Origin of the sequence: Polystyrenella longa (assembly GCF_007750395.1) — a bacterium.
Classification (GTDB): Bacteria; Planctomycetota; Planctomycetia; order Planctomycetales; family Planctomycetaceae; genus Polystyrenella; species Polystyrenella longa.
The window spans coordinates 3,365,282-3,391,084 of record NZ_CP036281.1 but is presented as its reverse complement, the minus strand read 5'-3'; the positions used below and the strand labels follow the sequence as shown (position 1 = coordinate 3,391,084).

Genomic DNA, 25,803 nt, shown 5'->3' with positions numbered 1-25,803 from the left:
CAACCAGGCGAGTTCTTCGGGCAGGGCCATTCCGTGAACAAACCTCCAATCGCACCTCGAAATGAATATTTTCAGCGAATGCTGAACTCTGAGTTAGTGGAAGACTGAACAATCATGACGCAACCCAACTTTTTAATCATCGGAGCCGCTCGTAGTGGAACTACGGCCCTGGTCCGTTATCTGGAACAACATCCGGAGATTTTCATCACCGAGCCTAAAGAGCCCCACTTCTGGGCATTTGCAGGTCAGACGGTGAATTTTCAAGGACCGGGCGATGAGGAAGAAATTAACAAAGAAGTGGTTTCCGATCCTGATTTGTACGAGCAGTTGTATACCGGAGCCAATGGGGCCAAAGCGTTAGGAGATGGTTCGGTCAGTACGATGTACTACCCGGAGCATGCGATACCTACGATTCAGAAGTACGCTCCCGATGCCCAGCTGATTGCCCTTCTACGAAACCCGATTGACCGGGCGTTTTCCAGCTTCCTCTACACGCATGCTCGCGTTCACGAGCCGGTGAAAGATTTCGACAAAGCACTCGATCTGGAAGAAAAACGGATCGCTGATAACTGGCACCATATGTGGCACTACACCCGCGTAGGGTTTTATTCGGAGCAGCTGCAGAAATTCATCGATGCCTTCGGACGCGAACGCGTGCATATTCTGCTGGCAGATGACCTACGATCTGATTCCGAGAAAGTCCTCAGCGATGTGTGCGGGATCTTGGGGGTGAATCCGAACTTCGATTTCCAGGATTTGAAAGAAGTGAACAGCTCGGGAGTTCCCAAGAGTCGGGCCTTGGCTCGAATGATTAATGTCGTTCGTAGTAACGCAGTCTTGAGATCAATCGCTGTTAATATGACACCACTCAAACTCCGCAATCGAGTTCGCTACGGCAATCTTTCCCATCCAAAATTACAGCCCGAACAGCGAGAACGCTTGCGGGATGTCTATCGTGATGAAATTCAAAAGCTGAGTGAAATGCTGGATCGCGACCTTTCTCACTGGCTGAAATAATGGATCAGCAGAAAGAGCTGGAGTTGATTGGCACCAGATTCTAATGGTGACCTCTGGCCCCTTTCTTTTTGACCCTGCGAATTGTAAAAATCTTGTTTAATTCGCATCAGTAATAGCTTATATTAGGTATTGGTGGAAAAAAGCGGGTTTTGTGCTTTAAATGGCCACTGAATTTCCATTTTGAAAGATCCCAAACAGCTATTTTGCGTATAAGTAGTATAGACTTTCACAATGTAATGATTTTTACCTGAGTGAATCGGTTAATAAGCGGAGCGTTCCGCTTTCTCTCGTTCCCCAAGAATATTCGCCAGAACTTTTCTGATGGATATCCTTCATGATTGATGATTCCTGACTCGATAAGTCAGAGATGAAAACTGTTTCTAGAATCGCTCATAATTGACTGTGTTCGATGAAGCAGATCGATGTAGAGTTTCGGGCTACTTTGCGTCGTAAATGGATCCTCTCCCGCATGATAAACAACTTAAAAATTCTCACCTCACGCATCGAGGGCAACTTGTTCATTCTCACCCCGGTGGGAGATGGGCATTCGTTTCGATACAGCGAACTGCAACGCGAATGTAATGCGATCAGACGTTCAATCGAAGAGCCCTATCCCGATGTGTTGATTGTCAACTTTTCTGAACTGAAATACTTCGGCTCAGAGTTCATCGGTGCGCTCATTTCACTTGCTCGAGCCAAATCGGATCTGGGTGGTAAAGTCTGCTTCTGCGCAGCCTCGGAAGAGATGCGCCGCGTTCTCAATAACATGAGGCTGACGCGCCTGTGGCCGTATCACGATTTGCTCGTGGATGCCATTGCCAGCTTCGATGAAAACCAAGAGTAGCGAAGCTTTGCGGCAGCGAGACTTCCCTCCAGCTATTTAAGGCTGACGCTGGCGTTGTTTTGCCCCCTGTTATCGGGTTACACTGCCTGACTATGGACAGAAGTTCTTCTGTCGCTCTATTTGTTGCTCCTCAGAACAGATTGGTTTGGCACGCGATGACTCCTTTGCAACAGGCATTACTTCAGCTACTGGATGGGCAACCTCTGGACCAGTCGTTAATGCACGCTGCGATTGGCGCCATCATGGAAGGAGAGGCCGAACCTGTTCAAATTTCGGCGCTGTTGATGGGGCTTCGAATTAAAGGGGAAGAGGTCGAGGAAATCGCGGGTGCCGCACAGGCGATGCGGGAACGCGTAACTAGAATCAAACCCGCCGCAACCGGGCTGCTGGACACCTGCGGGACTGGTGGAGATGGTCTCAATACATTCAACATCAGTACCGCCACCGCCATTCTGGCTGCCGCTTGCGGAGTGAACATTGCCAAACATGGAAACCGTTCCGTCTCCAGTTCGAGTGGATCTTCAAACGTCCTCGAAACATTAGGGGTGAATCTGCAACTTTCCCCGGCATCCGTGGCAACTTGCGTGGATGAAATCGGCATCGGTTTCTGTTTTGCGCCCCTGTTGCACCAGGCGATGAAATATGTGGCTCCCGTGCGACAACAATTAGGAATTCGCACGATCTTCAATTTGCTGGGACCGCTCACCAATCCGGCCGGTGCGGAATATCAACTGTTAGGCACGAACAGCAACGAGCACGCCCGAAAGATTGCCCACGCACTTGCCCGTCTAGGAACACACAAGGCTGCTGTCATTTGCGGGAATGATGAAATCGACGAGATTTGTCTTTGGGGGGAAACAGTTGCCTGGATCGTTGAAAATGGTCAGGCCGAACCAATGACGTGGACCCCTGAGTCATTCGAACTGGAACCCTGCCGAGTTGAAGAACTGACAGTTAGTTCCCCTGAGGAAAGTGCCACGCTTATTCGCGGTATCTTTGGCGGCGATAAAGGGGGGCCTACAAATATGGTGCTCGCCAATACGGCCGCCGCCCTCTGGTTAACAGGCCGTTGTGCGACCGTCGCCGAGGGAACCCAGCAAGCCAGGAGTGTCCTCGAATCGCGCGGTGCTGCACAGAAGTTGCAACAACTGGTCGACTTGAGTCAGAAGTTGGCGAAGCAATCCTGAAACAAAGTCAGGCTAGAGTTGTTTAGGTGACGTCAGTTAGATGGTACAGCGGACTGTTTCAAGTTCTCGACGAGAGGACGCACCACCGGCACAATGGTGGTCGCAAGCTTTTCGTGGCCTTTCGGATTTGGATGGCATTCATCAGTTGTCCAAGATGACAGGTTTGCTCCGGCGTCTTCTGCTTCTTTCCAGGCGGAATAATTATCAACAAGTGAAACGCCCATTTTCTCGGCGACTTTTCTACAGGCATCCATATATTTCTCCAACCGAACATTCGGGTTTTCACCGAGTCCGTTCGCCGCTTTTGATCCCCAGCGTGGTTCCGTCATGAGCACGACGGTGATGCCGGCCTGCTTCATCTGCTCGACAATCTTTTCGAGGTTGCTTCTGTATTCTTCCACCGACAATCGGCTTTCGGTTTTCCCTTGATCGACATAACTGTCGTTCGTTCCGTACATAACCGTAACGATGTCCGGGTTCCTGTCGATGACCGTTTTCTGTAACCGCTTTATCGCCTGGTCCGTTCGCTCCCCGCCGATGCCCTCATTAAGAACTTCCACGGTATGTTCTGGTGTGGACAATTCCTGTTCAATCAGGTGTCGATAGATTTCAGTCGCAGCGACTCCCGTCCGCACTCCCTTCGTGATGGAGTCACCCAATACAACAATGCGAACGTCCGTTTGTTTTTCATTTGAAGTGGGATTCGCATTCGTCGTCAGTAAGGAAAACAGAACCCCAAGGCTGATCATCAGGAACAGAGCGACAGTGACAAGTTTTGGCATGGTGGGAACTCGATTGGCAAGAGTCATTCGATCTGGTTTGATCGCTAAGAAAAGAGATTCAATTTGTCGTACGGAGTCATCCCGAGATTGTCGGTGACCAACAACCAGAGATCCAGTCCCAGCCACCGTAGGAAAGTGCACGATAAACATTGCAGATATTCTTAAGTGAAATAGTCAATTTCATCAGTGTATTCACTTTAGGGTTACCATTATGTCACCGAATGGTCCCTGGCGAAATTTGGTTGTGTTGGGAGAGTGTCCATTTGGTCGATTTAATGAGGCGTAAAAAACAAACGACAAAGTTGAACTGTCCAGTAAAATGGATGGTGAGGAACCAAGGCTCCCTATGAAAAACAGTCGTATTGGCTTGTTCTGGCTTGAAGTGGTTACCGAGCGCGCGGAGGAACAGTTTCCGGAAAAAACACCTGAAAATGGATATGGATACAACCAGGGCCGACAAATTCCGGAAAAATAGACTAGAAAGTTTGCAGGAAAGCGAACAATTGTTGAGTTGGAATTTCTACAATTCTGCAGGGCTGTTTTTTCTGTGGGTATGCCGTTCTCCTTTCCGTTGTCTATAATGAATTCGACCGGGGAGAATTTAACAGTCCGTATTGATTCAAATAAGTCTCGGTCGTATTATCTCAGCCAACTTCATATAGCGGACCCGAAGGGAGCGAAACCATGAATACTGCAGCTGACAGGAAATTTTTCGGTGTCGACGATGCCAACCGAATGCTCCCACTAGTCAGTGCCATTGTTTCGGACATTGTCGAGCTTTATAACGACGTCCACGAACGTCGTAATCGACTTGCCCGTGTACGGCACAACAGCAACAAAACGACCCGCGCGGAAGACAATCCTTATGAAGAAGAAGTTCTGCATATCGAGAAGGAACTGGAAGCCGATATTGATCGTCTGGACGGCTTTGTAGAAGAGCTGCAGAAACTGGGCGTCGAATTGAAAGACCCGGTCAAAGGGCTGGTAGACTTTCCGACATACCATGAAGGACGCGAGGCCTGTCTCTGCTGGATGCTGGGCGAAACAGAAGTCGGTTTCTGGCATGACAGCGACGCCGGCTTTAGTGGCCGACAACCGATTGAAGACAGTTCCATTACCGAACTGTAGAACTGGTCTGAATGGCTTCAATCTGGCGACGTTTAAAGAACAGCTAAAAGATAATTGCTCTGCATCTGACTAAAGTGAGATGCAGGGCAATTTTTTTGAGTCCGAGATGATGGGCTATTTACCTTTTGGGGCTCGCTTGTACTCTTCGGGGGTCACCAAACCGTCACTGTTCAAGTCGAGCTTTCGGAATTCGTCGACTTTAAGCTGCCCTGCACTCGGTGCGAACTCGGAGATAGATAGTTGAGCGTCGCCATTTCGATCCAGTCCCAGAAACCAGTTTGGTAAACCTTCAGGCAGACGGGAAGGTTTGACGGCGTACTTCAAACTTCTCCGCCGTGTTTGCTCTTTTTCTTCAGCGCTCTTTTCGGGTTCAGGTTGGTCGTCCGGATTAAGAGCGGCTTCGGAGTTCGTGGCCCGATTTGGCTCGTCAGCCTGTTTCTCACCCGAATAAGGGGAGAGCAAGCGGATACGTCGATGCTCGCCATAATTGGCCATGTACTGCGCAAGTTCCTGAAGCGTAATTTTCTGATTGCCGTCGACATCGGCCTGTTTCAGCGACTCGGCATCTGATAGCTGTTGATACTCGGCTGGCTCCAGACTTGTACTACGATCAAGATCATATTTCTTGAGTACCCGGTTAGCGTAGCTGAATACTTTCGTCGGAATTGATGCGTTCACAGACTCTGGTTTGAGATCATCTGGCCTGTTGATTCTGGTTGAATTCGTCAGAGTGTCCAGCGCACTTTCTGTCGCAGGGAAGTCGCTGCTTTCCTCTTCCTTAGGCTCACTCGGTAGTGCGGGTTCTGGAGATGGTGGGGCTTCTGTCACGACGACTTCGTCTTCTGATTCTGTTTTTTCTTCGACCGTGGTGCTTGCCGAATCCACTTCGGAGATGACCGGTGCGGAATCTGGGGCTGGTACTGGTTGTTCGTCGAAAGACGGTTCGGATTCCGCAGGTGTTGCTTCAGAATCAGTCACTTCTACGGATTCTTCACTTGGGCTCCCAACTTCGTCAGTGGACGCTTCGATGGGTTCTACTGGAACTGGCTTGAGTTGCTCAGGAGCAACCTCCGTCGTGACTGTTTCGGCGACAGGCTCTGGCGGAGATCCGGGCTCTTGTGTTTTGGTTGAATCAGCTTCGGCAGAGACCTTCGCTGATTTCTCCGCATTCGATTCGGCGACGGTATCTGCAGGGGCCTTTTTCGATTTCGAAGAGATCTCAGATTTGGTAGACGTCGACCTTTTGGCGGGGGTAGACTCTTCTTCAAGCCCGATCATTACCAGGTAAGGTTTGAGGTTGCCCTGATCGTACTGATCCCATAGCAGGAACCCACCAACGGCGAGGCCGATGACGGTCCAGAGAAGGATACGACTTCTCGAGGAAGCCGGTTTGTTGTCCGGTGTTTTACTCATGGGTTTGGTGCAGAAAACTGGTAGGAGACGAGGCGGGATAAGGCGATCAGCTGACCAGTTAGTCAGACGGGAGGGGACGATCAACCGGATTCAGTTCGTTGATTCAGATAGTCACTGGTTAACTGTATCGAATACGGTTATTGTAGTCCACTTGGCTCAGATCAGGCAAAGAGGTTTCCGTGATCAGCGTGGGAATCCGACAGATCGTTCCGGTTTGTCCAGATGACCCTGGCTCAAAACATCCTGATGCTGTGTACAGATGTGTCCTCGGCGTTGAATACCTCTTTCGTATCCTGATGGCTCTCCAGATACTCAGGTTCATTTCTTATTAACTTGGGATTCACTGCTCCCGTTCCTCTTCGCTTTGATGAATGTGTCTCATGTCTCAGTCCAGCGTTGATCTTATTGTTCTTTCCACGTTCGGGCTCGAAGCCGTTGTTGGGCGGGAATTGAAAGCACTCGGGTATTCCGATTTTCAAACACAGGATGGACGGATCACATTTACAGCCGATCTGGATGCCATTTGTAAAACGAATCTCTGGCTGCGTTCCGCTGACCGGGTCCTCATTAAAATGGGACAATTTAAGGCGTTTGATTTCGGCGAACTGTTCGATCGGACGACAGACCTGCCTTGGGAAAAATGGTTACCGGCCAATGCCGAATTTCCTGTTCGAGGCAAGTCGATCAAATCGGAACTTCATAGCGTTCCAACTTGCCAGTCGATCGTTAAAAAGGCCATCGTCAAACGACTTCAACAAGCCTATCGTAAAGATTGGTTTCCCGAAGATGGCCCTACCTATGCCATCGAGGTTGCGATACGAAATGATGAAGTGATTCTGTCACTGGATACTTCTGGTGCCGGTCTACACAAACGGGGTTATCGAAAGTCGATGGGTCCCTCGCCACTTAAAGAGACTCTAGCGGCTGGTTTGGTACAATTGAGCTACTGGAATGCCGAACGATTACTGGTCGATCCATTCTGTGGAACAGGGACGATCCTGATTGAGGCTGCATGGATTGGTCGGAATATCGCTCCGGGATTGGGACGATCTTTTGCGGCGGAACGGTGGCCAATCATTGATCGGAAAAAATGGACCGACGCCAGGTCAGCGGCAGTGAATGCTCAGCGTCATGATATCGCCATGCCCCGCATGCAGGGATACGACAATGATCGGCGAGCTCTCGGGATGTCACGGTTACATGCGCAGGAAGCTAATGTCGCTGACGACATTCATTTTCAACAACAGGAATTCGAAGACTTCACGAACTCTCGTAAATACGGATGCCTCATCACCAACCCACCGTATGGAGTTCGGTCGGGAGAAGTTGAAGAAGCCGAGGAGATTTATCGCCAGATGGGTCGAATTTTCTCTGAACTCGATACCTGGTCCAAATACGTGATTACTCCCCATTCGGACTTCGAGCAGTTGGTGGGTTCGTCTGCGGGAAGACGCCGTAAACTTTATAATGGAAACATCGCCTGCACCTACCATCAATTTCCCGGTCCACGTCCGCCCCGGACTGAATCCTCAGAAACAGAGTGATCATACCAAATCAATAATCTGTTTTGGAAAAGGTTGAAGTCGCCAACGAGTAGGCGCATACTTGATGTAAAGAGAACGGGCCGACAACTCTGAGATCGAAACTGCTTGAGTCGTAATTCCTGAAACAGAACTGCGACGAAAAGATGATACAAAGGATAAGTTGATGGCGTTTCTAATCGTGGGCATTGTGGTGGCTTTGTTGGGTCTCGGCCTGGTGATCACTCACATTCGGGTCTGGCAACGAGAGTCCGCCGTGCCTAATGTCGATAAAACAGAACTTCGTTCACAGCGCTGGCAGTATCGCCGAAGAGTAACGACTTCCAGTCTGATGGCCGTTGTCGGGGGGCTCATTGTCTTAGGACAATCGATAGACCGACAGGCTCATCCAGCAATCTACATTTGCATATGGATGGTCGTCATCGTGATTGCTATGGCGATGATTCTACTGGCGTTGATCGATTTCACAGTCGTCCGCCGCCGATTGAAGACTCGGCTGGTAGTGCTGGAAGCCAAAAAGAAAATGCTCGAAAAAGAGGCTCGACTACTCCGCCAACAGCAGGATGGCAATCATGAGCTCAATTAAGTGACCTTTCTGGAGTCGCAGCAGGTCATAGGCAGACTCAGACGGACTTCAACATGCCCTCATCGTCGAAGCTCATTGGGCCTGGTTCGCTCAAGACTTCGAGGTCGGATATCGATTTAATGCGATCGTAATACGCTTCGCTAACCAGCAGTTCACGAAGTTCGAGCGTATTTCTTATCTGGATGATCTCAGTCTGTTCTAACGTTTTTAAAGCGATCGTCTGAAATGAGGCTTCGATTGCCTCGGCGTCAGTGTCGAAGACATTCGGCAGCATGCCGGCTGTCGGGTGCCCGCCTGTGATTGCGTTTATTCGGGTCGGTTCCCAGTCGATGTTATCGGCCGTCCGCTTGTTCGTGAATTCAGCGATTCCAATACCGTTGGCATTTCCGTGCGTCGCTTTTGTGAGGCCGCGGACAAATATACGTTTGCACTGCACGTCGTCGAGTTCAGTTGAAACGTGATCATTGTATTTCCGGCCGACCACATTCGTATCGAGACCGGATCCGCTGATGTCTTTTCCAATTTCATCGATAATGAGCAGGTCGACTGTTTTTACTGGAAGACGAGGCATCCATTCCCGGGCCTGTTTCAGCAGTTCAATTTCTGTCGAACGAAAATCTGGAGGAAGAACGCCTTTTAGAAGTGCCGTTTCATCATAGGCATTCTCGACGATACCGAGGCCTCCGCAGATACAGCACTTTTCCAGAACGAGGGCCGCAACTGCCTCAATGATTTCCGTGAAGCTGTATTCGAGAATCGCTCGGTGATAGATCTTGGCACCATGATGTTTCCCAAGTCCGATTAACATCATTTTATGGAGACCGGATTCAATCTCTCCAACGAAGGCGGTATGTGGTTTGACACGACCTGCCACAAAGACGTGGTCGGCGGTGGAGGCGTGCTTGTCAAAATGGACGGGAATACCCTGTGGTGTTTCCGCGACAATGATCGTTTCCATAGACGCACGGATTTCCGTTTCCATCGTCTGTTCTGAGATTCCGTAACGACCCAGCAGATCGACCTGACCTTGGGCAGTTCCGCCACCGTGGCTACCCATTGCAGGCACGATGAAGGGGACAGCGTCGATTGATTTGAAGTAGTCGACAATTGCCTTCGTGATGGTCGCAATGTTGGCAATTCCACGACTACCTGCGGTGATGGCGACTGTCTCACCCGGTTTCACCGTCAGTTCCAAACCGAGCGATTTCAGCTGTGCGATCGCTTCGTCAAAAACCGCGTCGATTTTGGGTTGAGAAAAATTCTGGCGAATACGCATCATCCGCGGAAACGTCATGGAAGCGACCTTATTCAGCTGTGAAAAGAAATGAAGTGGATACGCGTACTATACCAAAGAGTTCAATAAAACACAGTATTGCAAAACAGAGAATCGCTCACTGTCGTAACGTCATCTTGTCTGGATTCACTAGACGCAAAAGAAGCCGCTATCAAACTGAAATAAAAGCGTTCGATAGCGGCTTTCTGAGCTGTTACTCTGTATCTGCAAAAATCTGACTTCGATAGCCAGGTTCTCAATTCATCAGACGAATAGGCTGGAAACGGCGTCGGCCTTAACCAGCTCTCGTGGCTGATTCAGGTGGTTGTACACGATCGTCTCCGGATTGATACCGAAACTGTGATAGATCGTCGCCAGCAATTCACCAGGATGGACTGGATCTTCCAGCGGTGATGAGGCTGTTTTATCACTCTTACCATGCACCTGCCCCCGTTTAATACCGGCACCAGCCATAACGGCGGTGTAGCAGTAAGGCCAGTGGTCTCGTCCGTCCGGGGTATTGCTGTTTCCGGAGGTACTGACCCCTTTCTGGGGGCTTCGACCGAATTCTCCCACGCAGACCACAAGAGTCTCGTCAAGCATACCACGTTCATCAAGGTCAGTGATTAGACCGGACAGGCCCGCGTCCAGCATGGGACCAGACTGGTTTTTCATTCGTGTATCGAGATCAACATGATGGTCCCACGAATGGTTATCCGAGTTCGCCACTTTAGGCCAGACCACTTCGACGACACGCGTTCCCGCTTCAACCAACCGTCGTGCCAGGAGGCAGGAATCACCAAAGGTGTTGCGGCCATACAGTTCGCGAGTCTGGTGCGATTCGGATTCGAGGTCGAATGCATCGCGAGCGCGACCGGAAACGATTAAGTTCAGGGCTCGATCATAATATTCATTCAGGTTATGCGATTCGACCGCTTTGTCGATCGTCGGCATTCCTTTGTTGATTGTTTCGCGAAGTTTCGCACGGCGATTCAATCTCACTGAGAAGACGTCGGGACGTAGCTTGAGGTCTTCAATCTTGATCTTCGTCATCTTGCTCATATCCATGTCGTCCCCCTCTGGATAGAGCGTGTAGGGATCGAACGCTTTTCCGAGGAAGCCGGCAGTGCCTCCTTTGCCAACAACATTGCTCTCCTGAAGCGGACGGGGCAGCATCACGAAAGGCAGCATCGGGACGTCGACTGGTTTGATCTTGATGATGTTGGAACCGAAGTTCGGAAAGTCTTTAGGACTGGGTGGTTCCAATTGACCGGACGGACTGACTTTGTCAGTCGTGTAACCGGTCATCATCTGATAGATGGCAGCGGTATGATTGAATAAACCATTCGGCGTGTATGACATCGAGCGGATCATCGTGAATTTATCATTCATCTGAGCCAGCTTCGGCAGGATTTCAGTGAACTGAATCCCGGGCAGTTTCGTGGAGATATTCCCGAAGCTACTACGGACGTTGTCGGGAACATTCTCTTTGGGGTCCCACATATCGATATGGCTGGGACCGCCCTGGAGATAACAGAGAATGATGTTCTTCGCTTGTCCCCAACCGCTGGCGGGAACGGTGTTCGCTGAGGCGGCTTGTAACTCGAACATGGAACCGAGCGTAACGCCGAGCATACTGGAACTACCAACGCGTAAGAGATCGCGTCGCGACATTCCCAGATGTTCGTCGCACATGTCTTTACCGGGTTGCCCTTTGATTGCAAACATGAGTGGCACTCCTTCGTGTTGTGCTCGAAAAGTCGATAGTGAATTAAGTGGTTTGATTTTATATTGAAATCACGGAAGAAATCTTCGGAGGATCAACGGTTAAACAGGAATGACGGGTTGTTGATTAACGCCCACGCCAGGTCCTGAGCCACAGTCAGCCGTTTGGTCGTCTGTTGTTGTATACTTTGATGAACATCTTCTCGCAGACGCGTGAGGCGGCCATCCAGAGGGACCGGGTTCGATACGAGTTCGATCGTTTTCCTCCGTTCCGTTACTCCGGGATCTTCTGGCAACGGGGCTTTCGCCTGAGCGAGTGCACTTCGACGATTTTCCAAGTCCGTATTCGATGTCGTAAAGTAAGCCACCAGAGACTTCGTTTGTTCCTCTGTCCGTTGATCGGGAGGGAGTGAAACGATCGTTTTAAGTTCTTCAGTGAGACTTAAACCGATAGGTTTGGTATCCGTCGTGAATGAAATTCGAAAGCGTCCCAGACGATGGTCTTGGGCTTCGTGATTCTGATGCAGTTTAAATTGAAACAGGCTTCCTTCCGCATTTCCAATCGGCTCTTGTGTTTCCACAGTGAACCAGTGCGCTGCCGTTCCGTAAGGAGAAACTGCCCACCCTTTCTGGTCGTCGGTATTACCGTCAAACATTTGATTAGCATCGAAACCACCTTGAGTAACATCGGCAAGAGGATTGGCCAAAGCAACTTTGGTCAACGCCTCCGGGGTTGCGATGGGGGCAACAAACGTTTCGAACTCGGTGATTACGAAGTTGCCATTATTAGACAATCCGGGACCTTTGCCCGTCAGACCATTTTCTAATGTTAATGCTTCAACACGGATGCCGGTGATCCCCGTCAGCTTCGTTTTAACATTAACGACGTATGTCCCTTTGTCCGCGTTTCCACTCGCCCGGATGGAGCGATCGGGTAGGCGAACGAGATTCGCTTTGTTGGTAGAACTCATTTCTGAGGGATCGAGCACGAACCATTCCGCATGAGTGTTCTGATTGGCGGCCCACTCTTCGGTGAGTTTAGGTAACGTCGCTTGGAAGGCGTTCAAGTCGGCCTCTAGTTGAGCGACCTTTCCGGCCTGTTCTTTTTTCTGTTGCTCGACTTTAGTCGCAATTTCAGCTTCGTATGCTTTTAACTTGGCGTTCGCTTCATCGATAGCCGCTTGCCGTTCCGCTTCAAGCTTCGGTTGGTTTTCTTTCCACCAGATTTCCCGCTCGGCCAGCATTTTCTGAAGGTAAGCGTGGTCCTCTTCCATCAAGGTGTAAGTATCAAGAACGGCGGCTACTTCTTCTACATCCGCCGGTCGGTTCAGGATTCTGAGGAAGAGTTCGTTTACCAATCGGGCATCGTTCGCTTCGGTTTTAACCAGTTTCGAAATGGCATTTTCGGGATTGCTGATTGCATTTCCGACTGTGGGGCCACTGATCAACGCCATAACGGGGCCAAGTTGAACTTCGTTAACGCGTTCACATTCACAAGCGCTTTCGCGTGAGGGACGCCCGAAGGTATTCAGGAAACCATCATCTGCTTTGACTCCCACATCAACTAGTTCTGCGGCCCGAATACCAGGCTCGACACCCGGAAGATTCGAGGGAGAACCGGTGACGAAGTGAATCGAATCAAACAAGACCTCCGCCGGTAACCGACGCGCTTTAGCGTGGGAATAGTTCAATTGGTCGTCTTCGTTCCATTCATTAGTTTCGATGGAGAGCTGATAAGTGCGTGATTCGCAAATCAGTTGTAAGACATGGCGTACGTCAAATCCGCTGTCGACAAACTCTTGCGTCAGGTAGTCGAGAAGTTCCGGGTTTGAGGGGGGATTACCGGCTCGAATGTCGTCGATAGGCTCGATGACACCGGTTCCGGTCATGTATCCCCATAACCTGTTTACATAACTTTTAGCGAAGTACTGATTGTCGGCTGAGGTGATCCAGGAGGCGAGTTCTTCGCGGTTGGTGGCGTCTTCCTTCGCCTGGTGCTCTGCTTCGAAGGGGAAGTTTGCTTCGACCACGTTGCCAGTACGGACATGCTCAATCTTACCGTCCATGTTGTCCGACACAATTTCAAACAGAGGCTTGGCGCCTTCGACAGCTGTTCCACCGATATTGCGGTCACCACTATTGGGATCACGGGCGAGATTGACTTGCGAGAAGAACGCCGCTGTTTCGTAATATTGGTCCTGGGTCCAACGCTCAAAGGGATGGTCGTGGCATTTATTGCAATTGAACCGCACCGCCATAAAGAGATGGGTGGTGTTCTCCATTGTGTCTTCGGGCGTTCGCAGAATCTTGAAGTAAGAAGCGGCCGGATTTTCTTTATTGGAACCGGTAGCGGTGATGATCTCTCTTGCGAATTCATCGTAGGGAGTGTTCTTTTCCACGTGAGATCGAATCCAGCCACGGAAAGCTTTTGAACCTTCTTCGCCTAGAAACTTACGATTCACCTGTAACATGTCGCCCCATTTGTTAGTCCAGTATTCGACGTATTCTTCGGAGCCAATCAGCTGATTAATCACTTCCGTGCGTTTTTCTTTCGAAGGTCGATTGTCCGCTAAGAACGCGCGAACCTGATCGGCGGTGGGAGGAAGACCGGTCAAGTCGAGGTAAACGCGGCGGAAGAAGGTTTCATCACTGGCAAGGGGGGCCGGTTTGATTTTTAAACGTTCCCATTTGGCGGCAACGAGTTTGTCAATTTCATTGAACGTTTCCGGTTCTTCCCATTCGAAACCGCTGCGATTGCCCATGACGGTGACTGTCGTCGCTGCATAAGCACCTTCATAACGTGCGAGGATGGGGGCTTCACCACGCCGCACGGCAGTGGAGAGGCCCATGGAGTCAGTCACGGCGACTTCAGTATTACCACTATCAAGGAAGGCTTCCCGGGTGACGTCGCGGGTGGAACCATCCGCGTAAGTGGCGACTACGCGGAACTGTTGTTGAAAGCCGATTTCCTGAATGACGGGGTTGTAGGGCAAAATCTGAATTGCCGCGACGCGAGGAGTCGCCATGTCAAGCTGGGCTCCGTTTGCAATCCAGGTTCGGAGAATGTGGTAGTGGGGCGATGTTGGTGTCATTAATTGACCACCCACATGGGGAACGGCCCCCGTTGCTTTAAGCAGCATCAGACTGTTATCAGGGGAAGCGACATTCGTGCGGCGTGAAGCCAGGTCGTCTGTGAAGGTCCGCACATCGAATTCCGGATCATAACCGCGAAGCGAAAGTTTGAAACCATTCTTTCCTTTGTCTGCTCCGTGACAGGTGCCTTGGTTGCAACCCATTTTGGTCAGAATCGGATTAACGTCACGAATGAAGTTCGAAGCGAAGGGGGTGTCCATTCCGGTGATCTTTACCGGAATTTGAACCGTCTGATTGGCAACGGTGAGAGTCAATGTCGTTTCACCATTTTGCAGTGGCTGAATTAATCCGGCGACTTTCATCGATCCGATGGGAGCGGTCCACTCTCCCTGGACTTGGCGAGTCACATCGACCACATCGCCCGAGGGCAGGGTGGCGCTGACGAGCAGTTGGACATAATCGTGGACGTTATCGAGTTCGATCACTGCAGGTTCGACCTGGACCGATTTCAGTTCCGTGAGAACTCGAAGTTTTTCAGGAACGACAACGTTTGCTTCCCGCTCAGCGAAAGCTAATGCGCCCTCGACAGAACTTTCTGACTCGGAAGAGGTAATGGGAGCGGGTGAGAATTCCTTCAGGAGCTTGCCTGTTTCAGTTTCATAAATGCGAACGATTCCATCACTACCTGCTGAAGCGATCTTGCTGCCATCGGGAAAGAAAGCGACCGCGTAGATGCCGGAACTTTCAATCGGAATGGCGGCAATTTGCGTTGCTCCCTGTTGGCGGTAGTCTTCGACCATCTTCGTTTGTTCGGGAGTTCTCGCGGCAACGCGTTCTTCCAGAACTTTTTTCAGATCGTCGGGTAACGTCGTGTCGAAATCGTAGGAGTAAACATGCACTGCTCCTTTGCCAGCAAGAGCACTGCCGGCGACGATTCGTTTGCCATCTGCAGACACGGCGACTGCCTGGATACGTCCCATCATTGGTGGGTACTGGCGAATCAGGTTGGCGTCGTCGCCAATGACTCGTTTGGTCAGACGATGAATGCGGTAAACCTTAGGAATGCCATCGGCGCTGCCGACGATGATTTCATCGCGTTCCGGATGCCGGGCGACTGCTCCGACTCCCCCTTTGAGGACTCCCGGTGTGATGGAAGTGATATTGTCCACAAAACGTTCGGTGGCGACTTCAGTCAATTTGCAGGTCATATCGCGACCGGCTGAGACCAGATGGGAACCATCATGGGAGAAGACGGTATCGCGGACCCAGTCGTCATGCGCGCCCTGGAAGAGGACTTGTTCTCCCGTTTCGGCATTGATGGCACGGACAGAATTATCTGTACAGCCAAAGGAGATCAAGGTTCCATCAGGAGACCATTTTCCTCCGAAGAGCGTGTCGTGTGACATTGTTTTCGAAAGCAGCAGTTTTTGGGAATCGACATCCCAGACCTGAATTTCACCCACTCGGGCGGGAAGTCCGCCTGTGGCCAGGAGGCGTTTTCCAGAGGGATCGAACTGGACGGCGTTGATGCGTTCGGACATTCCGATTAACCGCGAGACAAGTTCTCCTTCGGGATTCACTAATAGAATCTCGTGGAACCCGGCGATGGCAATCAGTTCTCCGTTGGGAGAAACATCTAACGACGTGATGACGGGTTGACGTGAATAGAGGGGGGGATTGTCATCACCATATTTTGCGAGGCGATTTTCCGGTGTGTCGTCTTTGGCACCTTGGGTGATCCAAGTGCGGATGAGAGCGACTTCTGTTTCATGTAGAGGGGGTTTTCCCTTAGGCATTTCAGCAGTAGTCTCGCCGTCCATGGGGACAATAAGCTCAAGAAGATTACTTTCGGCGGGGGCGCCGGGGACGACTGCTTCAAGTTCAGTGGCCCCTCCTTTAAGCAAGCCCGCGAACGATGTCATATCGTATTTGCCCTGCGATTTGGCAGGCTGGTGACAGCCGTAGCAATTCGCCTGGAGAATTGGAACGATTTCTTTGTAAAAGCTGACGGGCTTTTCTTCCGCAGGCTGTTCCGTGGCTGGGTCAGTCTCGACGGGCTTTTCGGTTGGTGTGTCTTCCGCCTTCGGCTCTTCAATCGCAGGATCCTCAGCGGCTGGAACGACTACCTCCGGATCGGCAACCTCCGGATCGGGAGCGGCCGATTTGTCTTCTGCATTGAGAAGAGGAGCGGTGAAGGAAAAAGTGAGAGCGCAGGTAGAGAGAACGCAGGCCCACAGGAATACAGCTGGACGCCGAGAAACCATTTGCAAAACTCCAGATCGGGTTCCGTATAATGACCCGTAATCTGAATCGATAGTAGTCTGTGTTTGGTCGCAGTCGTTGCCGCCAGAAGGTCACAGGACCCCGAGCCTGATGTATTGGACCGAAGAAATTGCGCATGTATGGAGAGTTACATCGCAAACTAGTACCGGTCGTGTTCATCAATGCCCGGATCGATCGATTTGATCACGAGATTCTGATTTGACAACGCCGGTCCAGCATTCTGTCAAGAATGTGGTAGCTGAATCAGGAAAGACTCAGCAGGCGGGTGTTAATGAGATGTTCATCTAGAATATACGACTTCCAGTCCATTTGACTAGTACAAATCAAATATTTTTGATGCGAACAGGGGTTTCGTCTGCACCTCCTATTAAGCCGCCCCTGCAGTTCGGGTTAAAAACGCTCCTCTCAGTGTTTTCACTGTTAAAACGTGTATTCTGCCGAAAGGCGGAGTATCATGCACTTGGCCGAATAATCCGCATTTCCAGCCAATCGCTCCTTACCGTAGTCTGCAGGTGATCGATTCATGTTCCCAATTACATCGAAAATCAATCCGCTCGTTTCCGCTGAAATTCTCCGAGTCAACGTGGTCTCATTAATTGCGAGACTGGCAGTTTGCGTCATGGTTATTGCGGTGTTCACGCCCCCATTGCTGGCTTTGGAGCCGATCCCCGATAAGCTCGTCGTGTTAACTTTCGACGACTCCGTCAAATCCCATATCACCGTGGTGCGGCCAATTTTGAAGAAACATGGATTCGGTGGGACTTTCTACATCACGGAAGGGTTCGACTTTAAAGAGAACAAAGAAAGTTACCTGACTTGGGAAGAGATTGCATTTCTCCATCGGGATGGATTTGAGATTGGTAATCACACTCGGGATCACATGGGATGCACGAAAAAGAATCTGTCGAAGATCAAGGAACAACTCGACGCGATCAATGACCGCTGCGCTGAGTACGACATTCCTAAACCAACCACCTTTGCTTACCCGGGCAACGCGTTCGATGATGGGGCAATTCCCATCTTGGAAGAAGCAGGGATTCAGTTCGCTCGTCGGGGAGGATCGCCTGAGTATTCTTACCAGAAGGACAGAGGGAAGGGGTTCGGTTATGAACCGGGACGAGATCATCCTTTACTCGTTCCTTCAGCGGGAGACGCGCGACCCGACTGGACGTTGGATGATTTCAAGCGAGCGGCATCAATGGCGAAAGAAGGAAAAATCGCCATTCTACAGTTTCATGGAGTTCCGGAAGTGGAGCATCCGTGGGTGCACACCCCTGTCGTGCGATTTCAGGAGTACATGCAGTACCTGAAGGACGAAGGTTACACCGTGATCGCCATGCGCGATCTCGCGAAGTACGTCGATCCCAAAACGCAACGCCCAGATGATCTCTGGGAAGTGATCAGCAAACGCAAAGCTAAGCTGGCAAAAGAAAAACCAACCGAAGAAGAGTAACTGCCAGCAGTTTAATTTATCCGATCAAGTCCATTACTGAGGGATGATTTAAGCGATCAACGACCAGAGTTGCTGCGGTAAAATCGTGAGTTCGGGTGTGTCTGTTTGGGACGGAAATAATACAGGCGCCCGCCGCGTGCGCTGCTTCTGTACCCGCTTGACTGTCTTCGAGGACAATCATTTCGGACGGATCAATCTGCAATGCCTCCGCAGATTTCAGATAGATTTCCGGGTGAGGTTTTCCGAGCGACACATCTTCTGCGGTGAAAAGATGCTGGAACCGATCGACCATTTCGAAGCGTCCTAGAATATTGTGCAGGTAAGTCCGATGCGATGAAGTCGCTACTGCCTTTGGGAGATTATTTGCTTCGATATGTTCGAGCAACTCGTACAAACCTGGCATCGGCGCGAGTTGCGCATCGAGGACGGTCTGGTAAAGCTCGTCTGATTCTTCCAGCAGTTCCTCGACGGTCTCTTCCAGCGAAAGAACTTCGCGAAGCATGTCGAACGCTTCAAACGCCCGGCGGCCCATCATCATACGCCGAATTTCGTCAGTCAGTTCGTGTCCCCGACGACCCAGCAGGTCACGTGCGGCGACTTCGAAGATGTCCTCCGTATTAAACATCAATCCATCAAGATCAAAAACAACTGCTTTAATAGTTTTAGAATTCTGAGTCATCAGCGGTATGCCTGCATCCTGTCCGGTTTAATGATTAGTCGAGAGCCTGTGTGAGGTAATTGAAGGCTATAAGATATTTGAGAGCTTTTCGTCCTGATTATTACTGACCGAGTGAAACTTGTCTGTAACTGGCGTCGAGGAGATCGATCGGATGGTAAACAGGAATTTTGTATCCGGCTGCTTTCAAGGTCGCTTGAAGTTGCAGCGAACATCCTGCGTTGCCCGCCAGGACGGCCTGCGGGTCGATCTTCTGGATGTTCTTCAACTTTCGTTCGCCAAGTCGGTCGGCCATGTCGGGCTGCGTCAGGTTGTAACTTCCCGCTGCACCACAGCAAATGTCGGACTCGGGAAGAGGAATTAATTCGAGACCGGGGATCTGCTGCAGTAAATCCCGAGGTTGCTGGCGAATCTGCTGAGCATGAACCAAGTGGCAAGCGTCGTGATACGTCACTCGAAGAGGAATCTCACCTGTGGGAGGAACCAGCCCCAATTCATAAAGAAACTCGCTGACATCTTTAGTTTCATGGGCGAAGTTAGTCAGTTTTTCACGGTCGATATCATTCAGAAACTCACTCTCTTCTGCAAGATGATGATAATCCTTGAGCATCGCGCCGCAACCCGCGACGTTGACGATGACGGCATCGAGTTCCTGTTCTGCAAACGCGTTAACATTCGATAACGCCATTTCCACTGCCGGTTTCGATTCCCCACCGTGATAGTGAATCGCTCCGCAACATTGTTGTGTGCGAGGAATAAAAACATCGCATCCGTTCTGTTGTAGTACTCGCGCCGTAGCCCGGTTGGTCGGGCTGAACATCGCTTCCGAAACGCAGCCTGTAAATAATCCTACCCGTGCCCGCCTCGCTCCAATGGCAGGAAGAAATGGGGGCAGGGGATCTGCCGCCGGGGGAAGCTGGGGTAACAGATTGTGCATCCGCCGAATGGGCGTTGGTAACAGGCGCGTGAGACCCAATCCGTCGATTACCCGGTCGAGTTTTGTTTTCTGCAGGACGCGCATGGGGAGCAGCGTCCATTTCAAACGAGACGGATATGGAAAGAGTCCAAATAGAATGAACTTCTCGAACCAGCTTTTCGGTTTGCCACCCTTCACGGCCTGTTGCTGCATACCAATCCGGAATGGTTCGATTAACCGACCGTACTGCACGCCCGAAGGACAGGCTGTTTCGCAGCTGCGACAATCGAGGCAGAGATCAAGGTGTCCCGCCACTTTGTCCGTTAAGGCAATCTTGCCTTCCGTGACGGCGCGCATCAGATAGATTCGACCGCGGGGGCTATTGTTCTCGTCGCCCGTTTCCAGATAAGTCGGACAGGCAGACGTACAAAGTCCGCAATGAATGCAATCCAGGAATCGCTCAAACGGGATCTTCGCCGCGACCTGCTGATCAGAGGTCAGCAGGACCGGGTCCAACGGATCAATGGCTTTATCGTGAGCGGAATTCTGTTCGGTGGTGCTACTCATGAACAATCTGTCTGGAGAGTGTTATAAAATGACGTATGGCTATTCTACGCGAATAGCTTGCCGGGAGAGAGAATTTGTTGAGGATCGAGCTTTTTCTTGATTTTTCGCATGTATTCAAGTAGCAACGGGTCGAACGCGAATGGATCAGGTTCGTCGCCTCGTTTGAGTCCATCGGCAATCACGATCAGCGAACCCGTACTTGATTCCGCCTGTTGCCTCAAAACAGAGACTGTTTCTCGTATGGATATCGCGGCTGGTAACAGCCCTCGTACAATTCCAAAACGGGTATGGCATTGCAAGGCACAACCGAGTTCCGCCGCTCGTTCACAGAAGGAAACAATTGCCGAAGGTTTCACATTGGCCTGGAACAATACGGGAGAAAATGTGGGTGATGCCTCTGTCTGTTTTTGATGTTGAAAGGTTTCCGTCAGTCCCTTCCACAGCGCCTCCGTATCGGCTTCGTCAATCTCGCTCATGGACAGCGGAGAACAGACTGCACTAAGTTCCTCCTGGATTTTGGCGAGTTGCCAGTCGACTTCTCGAATGGAACCTTCAAAGGCAATTAGTAGTACCGGTGAGTCAGCGGGAAGAGAATTAGGTAACTCTGCGTTGAGCATGCTGACAGCAGCGGGACTGAGCAGATCGGTGGCAACCGGTATAGTTGCAGTCTGAATGAGAGAGGTTAATGCCAAGTCGACTTTGGCAAAATCGGAAAAAGTAACCAGAAGAAAACGACTCGTTTCTGGAATCGGTTTTACTTTGAAAGTTGCCTGAGTCAGCAGTCCTAATGTTCCGTGGGAACCAATCAGCAGCTTACCGAGATCGTAGCCGGCGACATTCTTGACAACTCTTCCACCTGCTTTAAACAATCGGCCTGAACCATCAACGGCAGAGAAACCGAGGAGATAATCCCGCCAGGTGCCAACCTGATAACCGCGCGATCCAAAAACATTGGCTGCGATAGCGCCACCAATCGTTGCTCTTTCCGGGAAAGGGACATCAATCGGAAGTCGTTGCCCTTCTTCTGCCAGTTGCTTCTGTAAAGCTCCGAATGTAAGTCCTGCTTCGACAGTGATCGTCATGTCTCGTGAAGGGTAATCGATGACTCGGTTCAATTGAGTCATCGAGACGGGCAATACATCCGAGTCGAGCTGATAACCGTATACTTGAAAATGGCCACCACCCCGCGCGACCAGTGGTCGTGCTTGAGCGGAATGCTCTTTAATCAGCGTAACGACTTCGTTTTCACTGGTCGGACTCGAAATAATATTGTCTGAGGATATTTCCGACATGGACGGTGTATCAAATAAAAGAGAAAAGAAGAATGATGAGAAGCGTGGCTTACATAAATGCGTGGCTTACATTGCCGCCTGTCGACCGGGGTGGGACCGTTCAATATGCTCCATGCCGCAGGCTCCGGCGGTGGGAAGCATTTTACAGGGGCTGCAATTGCCATCGGGATTGAACACCTCGCGAATTTCCTGCATCACCTGGAGGTCATCTTTCGTGAACAGTTTGGGCATGAAGTTGATTTTCTCCACGCCAATTCCATGTTCGCCTGTGACACTGCCACCGAGTTCGATGCACTTGTTCAAAATGTCGTCACCCGCCTCAATCACTCGCTGCATCTGTTCCTTGTCCCGTTCGTCGAACAAGAGGATCGGGTGAATGTTCCCGTCGCCCGCATGAAAGACATTCACAATTCGAATATCGAACTTGCGGCTGGTCTCTTCGATGAATTCCAGAATTTCGGGAAGACGTGTCCGTGGCACTACACCATCTTGGGTGCAGAAACTGGGGCTAAGTCGTCCGATCGCACCGAAGGCCTGTTTACGACATTTCCACAGCAGTTGACGTTCAGCAGGGGAATTGGCCGTTCGCATTTCTCGAACGCCCACCTGCTGACACAAGGCCATGATCTGGCTGGCCTCATCATCGACGGAGACTTCCAGACCATCGACTTCAATCAGTACGACTGCCCCTGCATCGAGTGGGAATCCAAACTTGAAGGCCGCTTCAACAGCGTGAATAATTCCCTGGTCCATCAGTTCCAGTGCGGCGGGAATGATACCGGCACCAATTATTTCACTGATTGCTCGTGTTGCCGTTTGAATGTCGTCGAAGATCGCGAGCATCGTCCGATAGGCGGCCGGATTCCGAGTAAGTCTCACTGTTGCCCGGGTACAGACCCCGAATGTTCCTTCGCTGCCTACAAACAGGCCGGTTAAATCAAATCCTGCCGGCATTCCAGCCGCTCCTCCCCAATTAGCAATAGTGCCATCGGGAAGGACGACTTCAATTCCAATGACGTGGTTGACGGTCACGCCATATTTGAGCGTGTGTGGTCCCCCCGAATTCGTGGCGACATTGCCCCCAATTGTACAGGCACCCTGGCTGGATGGGTCCGGGGCATAATGAAAACCGTCCGGTGTGACTTCGCGTGTGAGGTGAACATTGACCAGCCCCGGATCGACGATCGCGTAACCATCCCGAACATTGACTTCGTGAATCTCCCGCATCCGCGTGAGAGCAATCATGACTCCTCCGCCGACTGGGAGACATCCTCCCGCCAGACTGGTTCCTGCCCCGCGGGGGACGAAAGGAACTTCGTGCTGGTTACAGGATTTGACTACCTCTACGACTTCGGCTGTGGTCGCGGGAAAGACGACCACGTCCGGACATTTTTTCTCGACGATGTAACCATCGCATTCATAGACGAGAAGTTCTTCCGCGTCGAACAGCAAATGGTCTGTTCCGACGATTTTAGTCAGGCTGTCGATAAGTTGAGTGGAGGTGGTGGTCATGGGCGGCGTTGTTCATGAGGATTGCGGACAGGAGTGAGTCGTAAGGACTAATAACTGAAACCTGTTTTGCGAATGTGAGTCCAAGGCGAGGCTTTGGCGAGAGATTCTTCATCTTCTGTGCCGGCTCCACTGAGTTCGATCAAGTAAATCAGGTGATCCCCTGATTCCAGTTGGCCTTTAATTGTGCCTTCCAGGTAACCGAGTGCTTCCGTGAGCGTTGGCAGTCCATTGTCGGCAGTGCCCGTTACGATGCCTTCGAAAGCGGGTTCGTCCGGTTCGAATCCTTTTCCAAACTGTTTCAAAAACTCATTCTGACTTTCGCCGACTAAGTTCAATACGACGTGGGGATGTTTGGAAAGCCAGTCGTTGATGTATCGTTTTTTATTGACGGCGACCGTCACGGCAGGCGGCTCGAACGAAGCCTGTTGGACCCAACTGGCGAGCATACCTGTCGTGTTTCCAGTTCCATCGCCAGCGATCAGGATATGAAGTCCGCTAGGGGTTTTGCCAAGCACTTTGGCCAACGTTTCGCGGCCTGCTTCGCCGGAGGTTGCTGATTCGTTCATGGATTCAATGTTTCATCATCTGTAGGAGCAGTGAACCAATCCACCTTCGCTTATAAAACGAGGGTGGTGAGGGGATGGTGATTATAGAAGAATCCGGAGCCAAGCGAAACGGTCCACCCGAAACGTTACTATGGACTGGTCTGGGGAGGAACCTGCAGATGATCCAGAGCCGCTTTGATGATGCGAGCAGCAACGGGAGCCGCTGCCTGGCCGCCGTAGGCATTTTTTTCTGCTCCCGGTTCATCCGCCACGACGTAGACCAACAGTCGAGGATTCTCAACGGGCCCGCCGCAGATAAATGAACTAATGTTTTTTAACCTGGAGTATTTTCCCGTCACGGGATCCACTTTCTGAGCAGTCCCGGTTTTTCCAAACAGGCGGTATTCCTTGAGCTTCGCCTTCTTCCCCGTTCCCCGATCAATGACCTCGGCCAGCGGATGCTGAACGATCCAGTCGGCTACATCGCTGGATAAGATGCGGCGAGAATGCACCGGATTTGCATGGGGATCCTTTGCCGAATCATCGCCTGTGGCATCATCTTCTACGGTCGCCCCATTCAAAAACAGACTCCAGGGCTCTTCCAGCTCGTTTCTTAACAGTTTGGGTTGTACCAGAAAACCACCATTGGCCAGGGCAGCATGGGCGCGAATCATTTGCAGTGGTGTCGCGGTGATTTCCTGCCCCATAGGAATGGAACCGGTCGAGTATCCGTCCCAGTCAGAAAAGGGACGCAGCTTCCCCGGAAGTTCGCCCGGAACCGGGAACTCTGTCGTGCGTCCAAAACCATAATCTGTCGCGGACTGATACAAGCCGGCATTCTGTAATCTCTCTCCAATCTTCGCCATTCCGATGTTACTCGATTTGACTAAAATGTCTGTCACACTCAATTGGCCGTAGCGATGATGGTCGTGCAAGGTTCGGCGACCCATCTGGTAACTTCCCATTTCGCAATCAAACGTGTCAGTGGGAGAGATCAATCCTCGGTCGAGAGCACTGGCGACGATCAATGGTTTGAATGTGGATCCGGGTTCGTAGATGGCCGAGATCGCGCAATTCTTCCAGGCCGCAGGGGCAACGTTTTCGGGGTAGTTGGGATTGAAACTCGGACGCGAGGCCATGCCCAGGATCTCTCCCGAGTGCGGATCCATCACGATCGCGCAGCACGACTTTGGTTGCCATTCCTCAACCAGTTTGTTGAGTTCCTGTTCGACATGGAATTGAATCACCATGTCGAGAGTCAGCACGATTGATCGTCCCGGTTGCGGCGCAATGAATTCGGAGTCCTCCGGTAAGAAGATACGTCCGCGGGCGTCTCGGAAAAAGGTCTGCGAACCAGGCTGGCCTTGTATCACTTCGTCGAATGCTTCTTCGATCCCACCACGACCGTGACCATCGATATCGCGGAGGCCAAGCAGATGGGCGGCTAGCTCGCCTTGGGGATAACTCCTGAAATATTCGTTGCGAAATCCCCAACAGCCTTCGGGAAGACCGAGGGCAATAATGGCGTTGGCTTCCACGTCGGAAAGTCGCCGTTTGATCCATAAAAACTGTTTTTGCTGATGCGAACTTATTCTCGCTGCGAGTTCAACTGGATCAAGAAGAACGACAGTACAAATGGCATCGGCGAACTCTTGTGGAGATTCTACTCGGGAAGGGTCGACATACAGGCTGTAGGTTGTGATCGTCGTGGCGAGCACTTTCCCGTTGCGATCGAGAATCTCACCCGGTCGGGCGGAGATCGTCTCCTTAAAAGAATGCTGTCGGTTAGCATGGATCGAAAGAGTTGACTGGTCCACATGTTGAATTTGGACCAGACGCATGGACAGCGATGCAAACCCGATGAGAAAAAGCAGAACCAGAAATAGCGCGCGATAATTAGTCGAGCGTGCTGGTTCGGCTGCCGTGGTCATAGGAGATCCGTTAAAGATAAAGGGGAATTGGGCTTGTTC

Annotated in this window: 19 protein-coding genes; 8 read left to right on the top strand and 11 right to left on the bottom strand. The window is 51.1% G+C overall.

Annotation, left to right across the window (positions count from 1 at the left end; all coding sequences use genetic code 11):
• Nucleotides 1-114: 114 nt before the first annotated feature.
• The 3 genes from Pla110_RS12605 to trpD all read left to right on the top strand — a co-directional run bounded on the left by Pla110_RS12605 (nt 115) and on the right by trpD (nt 3,048).
• Entirely contained in the window at nt 115-1,017 is a 903-nt protein-coding gene (locus Pla110_RS12605; protein ID WP_144996107.1) for a sulfotransferase family protein, read from the top strand.
• Nucleotides 1,018-1,426: 409 nt separating this feature from the next.
• Entirely contained in the window at nt 1,427-1,861 is a 435-nt protein-coding gene (locus Pla110_RS12600; protein ID WP_144996106.1) for an STAS domain-containing protein, read from the top strand.
• Between the two features lie 155 nt (nt 1,862-2,016).
• Nucleotides 2,017-3,048: an anthranilate phosphoribosyltransferase gene (trpD, locus tag Pla110_RS12595; RefSeq protein ID WP_197440172.1), complete on the top strand. Its 1,032-nt coding sequence runs from the start codon at nt 2,017-2,019 to the stop codon at nt 3,046-3,048.
• 32 nt (nt 3,049-3,080) lie between these two features.
• On the opposite strand, the gene Pla110_RS12590 is transcribed toward trpD, so the two are convergent.
• Entirely contained in the window at nt 3,081-3,980 is a 900-nt protein-coding gene (locus tag Pla110_RS12590; protein WP_144996104.1) for an SGNH/GDSL hydrolase family protein, read from the bottom strand.
• A gap of 196 nt (nt 3,981-4,176) precedes the next feature.
• Between Pla110_RS12590 and Pla110_RS22990 the strand changes: the two genes are divergently transcribed.
• Both Pla110_RS22990 and Pla110_RS12585 read left to right on the top strand, forming a co-directional pair.
• Nucleotides 4,177-4,305, top strand: coding sequence for a hypothetical protein (locus Pla110_RS22990; protein WP_261342276.1), 129 nt, complete (start codon nt 4,177-4,179; stop codon nt 4,303-4,305).
• Between the two features lie 209 nt (nt 4,306-4,514).
• Nucleotides 4,515-4,958: a DUF2203 domain-containing protein gene (locus Pla110_RS12585; protein WP_144996103.1), complete on the top strand. Its 444-nt coding sequence runs from the start codon at nt 4,515-4,517 to the stop codon at nt 4,956-4,958.
• A gap of 114 nt (nt 4,959-5,072) precedes the next feature.
• Here Pla110_RS12585 and Pla110_RS12580 read toward each other — a convergent pair whose 3' ends face one another.
• A complete protein-coding gene (locus Pla110_RS12580; RefSeq protein WP_144996102.1) occupies nt 5,073-6,371 on the bottom strand; it encodes an EF-hand domain-containing protein in 1,299 nt (432 codons plus the stop codon).
• A 380-nt stretch (nt 6,372-6,751) separates the two neighbouring features.
• Here Pla110_RS12580 and Pla110_RS12575 point away from each other — a divergent pair, with 380 nt between their 5' ends.
• Together Pla110_RS12575 and Pla110_RS12570 are read left to right on the top strand one after the other, a co-directional pair.
• On the top strand, nt 6,752-7,915 hold the full coding sequence (locus Pla110_RS12575; protein ID WP_144996101.1) for a THUMP domain-containing class I SAM-dependent RNA methyltransferase: 1,164 nt from the start codon (nt 6,752-6,754) through the stop codon (nt 7,913-7,915).
• Between the two features lie 163 nt (nt 7,916-8,078).
• Nucleotides 8,079-8,498 carry an unc-93 family MFS transporter gene (locus Pla110_RS12570; RefSeq protein WP_144996100.1) on the top strand — a complete coding sequence of 140 codons (420 nt, stop codon included), beginning with the start codon at nt 8,079-8,081 and terminating at the stop codon, nt 8,496-8,498.
• Nucleotides 8,499-8,535: 37 nt separating this feature from the next.
• Here the strand turns inward: Pla110_RS12570 and Pla110_RS12565 are convergent, their stop codons facing one another.
• From Pla110_RS12565 to Pla110_RS12555, 3 genes are all read right to left on the bottom strand, one after another.
• A complete protein-coding gene (locus Pla110_RS12565; protein ID WP_144996099.1) occupies nt 8,536-9,792 on the bottom strand; it encodes a lactate racemase domain-containing protein in 1,257 nt (418 codons plus the stop codon).
• A gap of 243 nt (nt 9,793-10,035) precedes the next feature.
• Complete coding sequence (locus Pla110_RS12560; protein ID WP_144996098.1) at nt 10,036-11,499, bottom strand: DUF1501 domain-containing protein; 1,464 nt, start codon at nt 11,497-11,499, stop codon at nt 10,036-10,038.
• Between the two features lie 92 nt (nt 11,500-11,591).
• Nucleotides 11,592-16,853, bottom strand: coding sequence for a DUF1549 domain-containing protein (locus tag Pla110_RS12555; RefSeq protein WP_144996097.1), 5,262 nt, complete (start codon nt 16,851-16,853; stop codon nt 11,592-11,594).
• Nucleotides 16,854-17,395: 542 nt separating this feature from the next.
• On the opposite strand from Pla110_RS12555, the gene Pla110_RS12550 reads away from it, so the two are divergent.
• On the top strand, nt 17,396-18,325 hold the full coding sequence (locus tag Pla110_RS12550) for a polysaccharide deacetylase family protein (protein WP_197440171.1): 930 nt from the start codon (nt 17,396-17,398) through the stop codon (nt 18,323-18,325).
• Nucleotides 18,326-18,341: 16 nt separating this feature from the next.
• Here Pla110_RS12550 and Pla110_RS12545 read toward each other — a convergent pair whose 3' ends face one another.
• The 6 genes from Pla110_RS12545 to Pla110_RS12520 form a co-directional block, all read right to left on the bottom strand.
• Nucleotides 18,342-19,004, bottom strand: a complete 663-nt coding sequence (locus Pla110_RS12545; protein WP_144996096.1) for an HAD family hydrolase — start codon at nt 19,002-19,004, stop codon at nt 18,342-18,344.
• A gap of 100 nt (nt 19,005-19,104) precedes the next feature.
• Nucleotides 19,105-20,484: a (Fe-S)-binding protein gene (locus Pla110_RS12540; RefSeq protein WP_144996095.1), complete on the bottom strand. Its 1,380-nt coding sequence runs from the start codon at nt 20,482-20,484 to the stop codon at nt 19,105-19,107.
• A gap of 44 nt (nt 20,485-20,528) precedes the next feature.
• Nucleotides 20,529-21,776 (bottom strand): FAD-binding oxidoreductase, encoded by a 1,248-nt coding sequence (locus Pla110_RS12535; protein WP_144996094.1) that lies wholly within the window; start codon nt 21,774-21,776, stop codon nt 20,529-20,531.
• Nucleotides 21,777-21,842: 66 nt separating this feature from the next.
• Nucleotides 21,843-23,288, bottom strand: coding sequence for an FAD-binding oxidoreductase (locus Pla110_RS12530; RefSeq protein WP_144996093.1), 1,446 nt, complete (start codon nt 23,286-23,288; stop codon nt 21,843-21,845).
• A gap of 47 nt (nt 23,289-23,335) precedes the next feature.
• Complete coding sequence (locus tag Pla110_RS12525; RefSeq protein ID WP_144996092.1) at nt 23,336-23,854, bottom strand: flavin reductase family protein; 519 nt, start codon at nt 23,852-23,854, stop codon at nt 23,336-23,338.
• A gap of 128 nt (nt 23,855-23,982) precedes the next feature.
• Nucleotides 23,983-25,764, bottom strand: coding sequence for a peptidoglycan D,D-transpeptidase FtsI family protein (locus Pla110_RS12520; protein WP_144996091.1), 1,782 nt, complete (start codon nt 25,762-25,764; stop codon nt 23,983-23,985).
• Nucleotides 25,765-25,803: the final 39 nt, after the last annotated feature.

Excerpts from the sequence above, each read along its gene's own strand:
- Pla110_RS12605 (WP_144996107.1), top strand. The coding sequence starts at position 115 with ATGACGCAACCCAACTTTTTAATCATCGGAGCCGCTCGTAGTGGAACT.
- Pla110_RS12600 (WP_144996106.1), top strand. The coding sequence starts at position 1,427 with ATGAAGCAGATCGATGTAGAGTTTCGGGCTACTTTGCGTCGTAAATGG.
- trpD (WP_197440172.1), top strand. The coding sequence starts at position 2,017 with ATGACTCCTTTGCAACAGGCATTACTTCAGCTACTGGATGGGCAACCT.
- Pla110_RS12590 (WP_144996104.1), bottom strand. The coding sequence starts at position 3,980 with ATGTTTATCGTGCACTTTCCTACGGTGGCTGGGACTGGATCTCTGGTT.
- Pla110_RS22990 (WP_261342276.1), top strand. The coding sequence starts at position 4,177 with ATGAAAAACAGTCGTATTGGCTTGTTCTGGCTTGAAGTGGTTACCGAG.
- Pla110_RS12585 (WP_144996103.1), top strand. The coding sequence starts at position 4,515 with ATGAATACTGCAGCTGACAGGAAATTTTTCGGTGTCGACGATGCCAAC.
- Pla110_RS12580 (WP_144996102.1), bottom strand. The coding sequence starts at position 6,371 with ATGAGTAAAACACCGGACAACAAACCGGCTTCCTCGAGAAGTCGTATC.
- Pla110_RS12575 (WP_144996101.1), top strand. The coding sequence starts at position 6,752 with ATGTCTCAGTCCAGCGTTGATCTTATTGTTCTTTCCACGTTCGGGCTC.
- Pla110_RS12570 (WP_144996100.1), top strand. The coding sequence starts at position 8,079 with ATGGCGTTTCTAATCGTGGGCATTGTGGTGGCTTTGTTGGGTCTCGGC.
- Pla110_RS12565 (WP_144996099.1), bottom strand. The coding sequence starts at position 9,792 with ATGACGTTTCCGCGGATGATGCGTATTCGCCAGAATTTTTCTCAACCC.
- Pla110_RS12560 (WP_144996098.1), bottom strand. The coding sequence starts at position 11,499 with ATGTTTGCAATCAAAGGGCAACCCGGTAAAGACATGTGCGACGAACAT.
- Pla110_RS12555 (WP_144996097.1), bottom strand. The coding sequence starts at position 16,853 with ATGGTTTCTCGGCGTCCAGCTGTATTCCTGTGGGCCTGCGTTCTCTCT.
- Pla110_RS12550 (WP_197440171.1), top strand. The coding sequence starts at position 17,396 with ATGTTCCCAATTACATCGAAAATCAATCCGCTCGTTTCCGCTGAAATT.
- Pla110_RS12545 (WP_144996096.1), bottom strand. The coding sequence starts at position 19,004 with ATGACTCAGAATTCTAAAACTATTAAAGCAGTTGTTTTTGATCTTGAT.
- Pla110_RS12540 (WP_144996095.1), bottom strand. The coding sequence starts at position 20,484 with ATGAGTAGCACCACCGAACAGAATTCCGCTCACGATAAAGCCATTGAT.
- Pla110_RS12535 (WP_144996094.1), bottom strand. The coding sequence starts at position 21,776 with ATGTCGGAAATATCCTCAGACAATATTATTTCGAGTCCGACCAGTGAA.
- Pla110_RS12530 (WP_144996093.1), bottom strand. The coding sequence starts at position 23,288 with ATGACCACCACCTCCACTCAACTTATCGACAGCCTGACTAAAATCGTC.
- Pla110_RS12525 (WP_144996092.1), bottom strand. The coding sequence starts at position 23,854 with ATGAACGAATCAGCAACCTCCGGCGAAGCAGGCCGCGAAACGTTGGCC.
- Pla110_RS12520 (WP_144996091.1), bottom strand. The coding sequence starts at position 25,764 with ATGACCACGGCAGCCGAACCAGCACGCTCGACTAATTATCGCGCGCTA.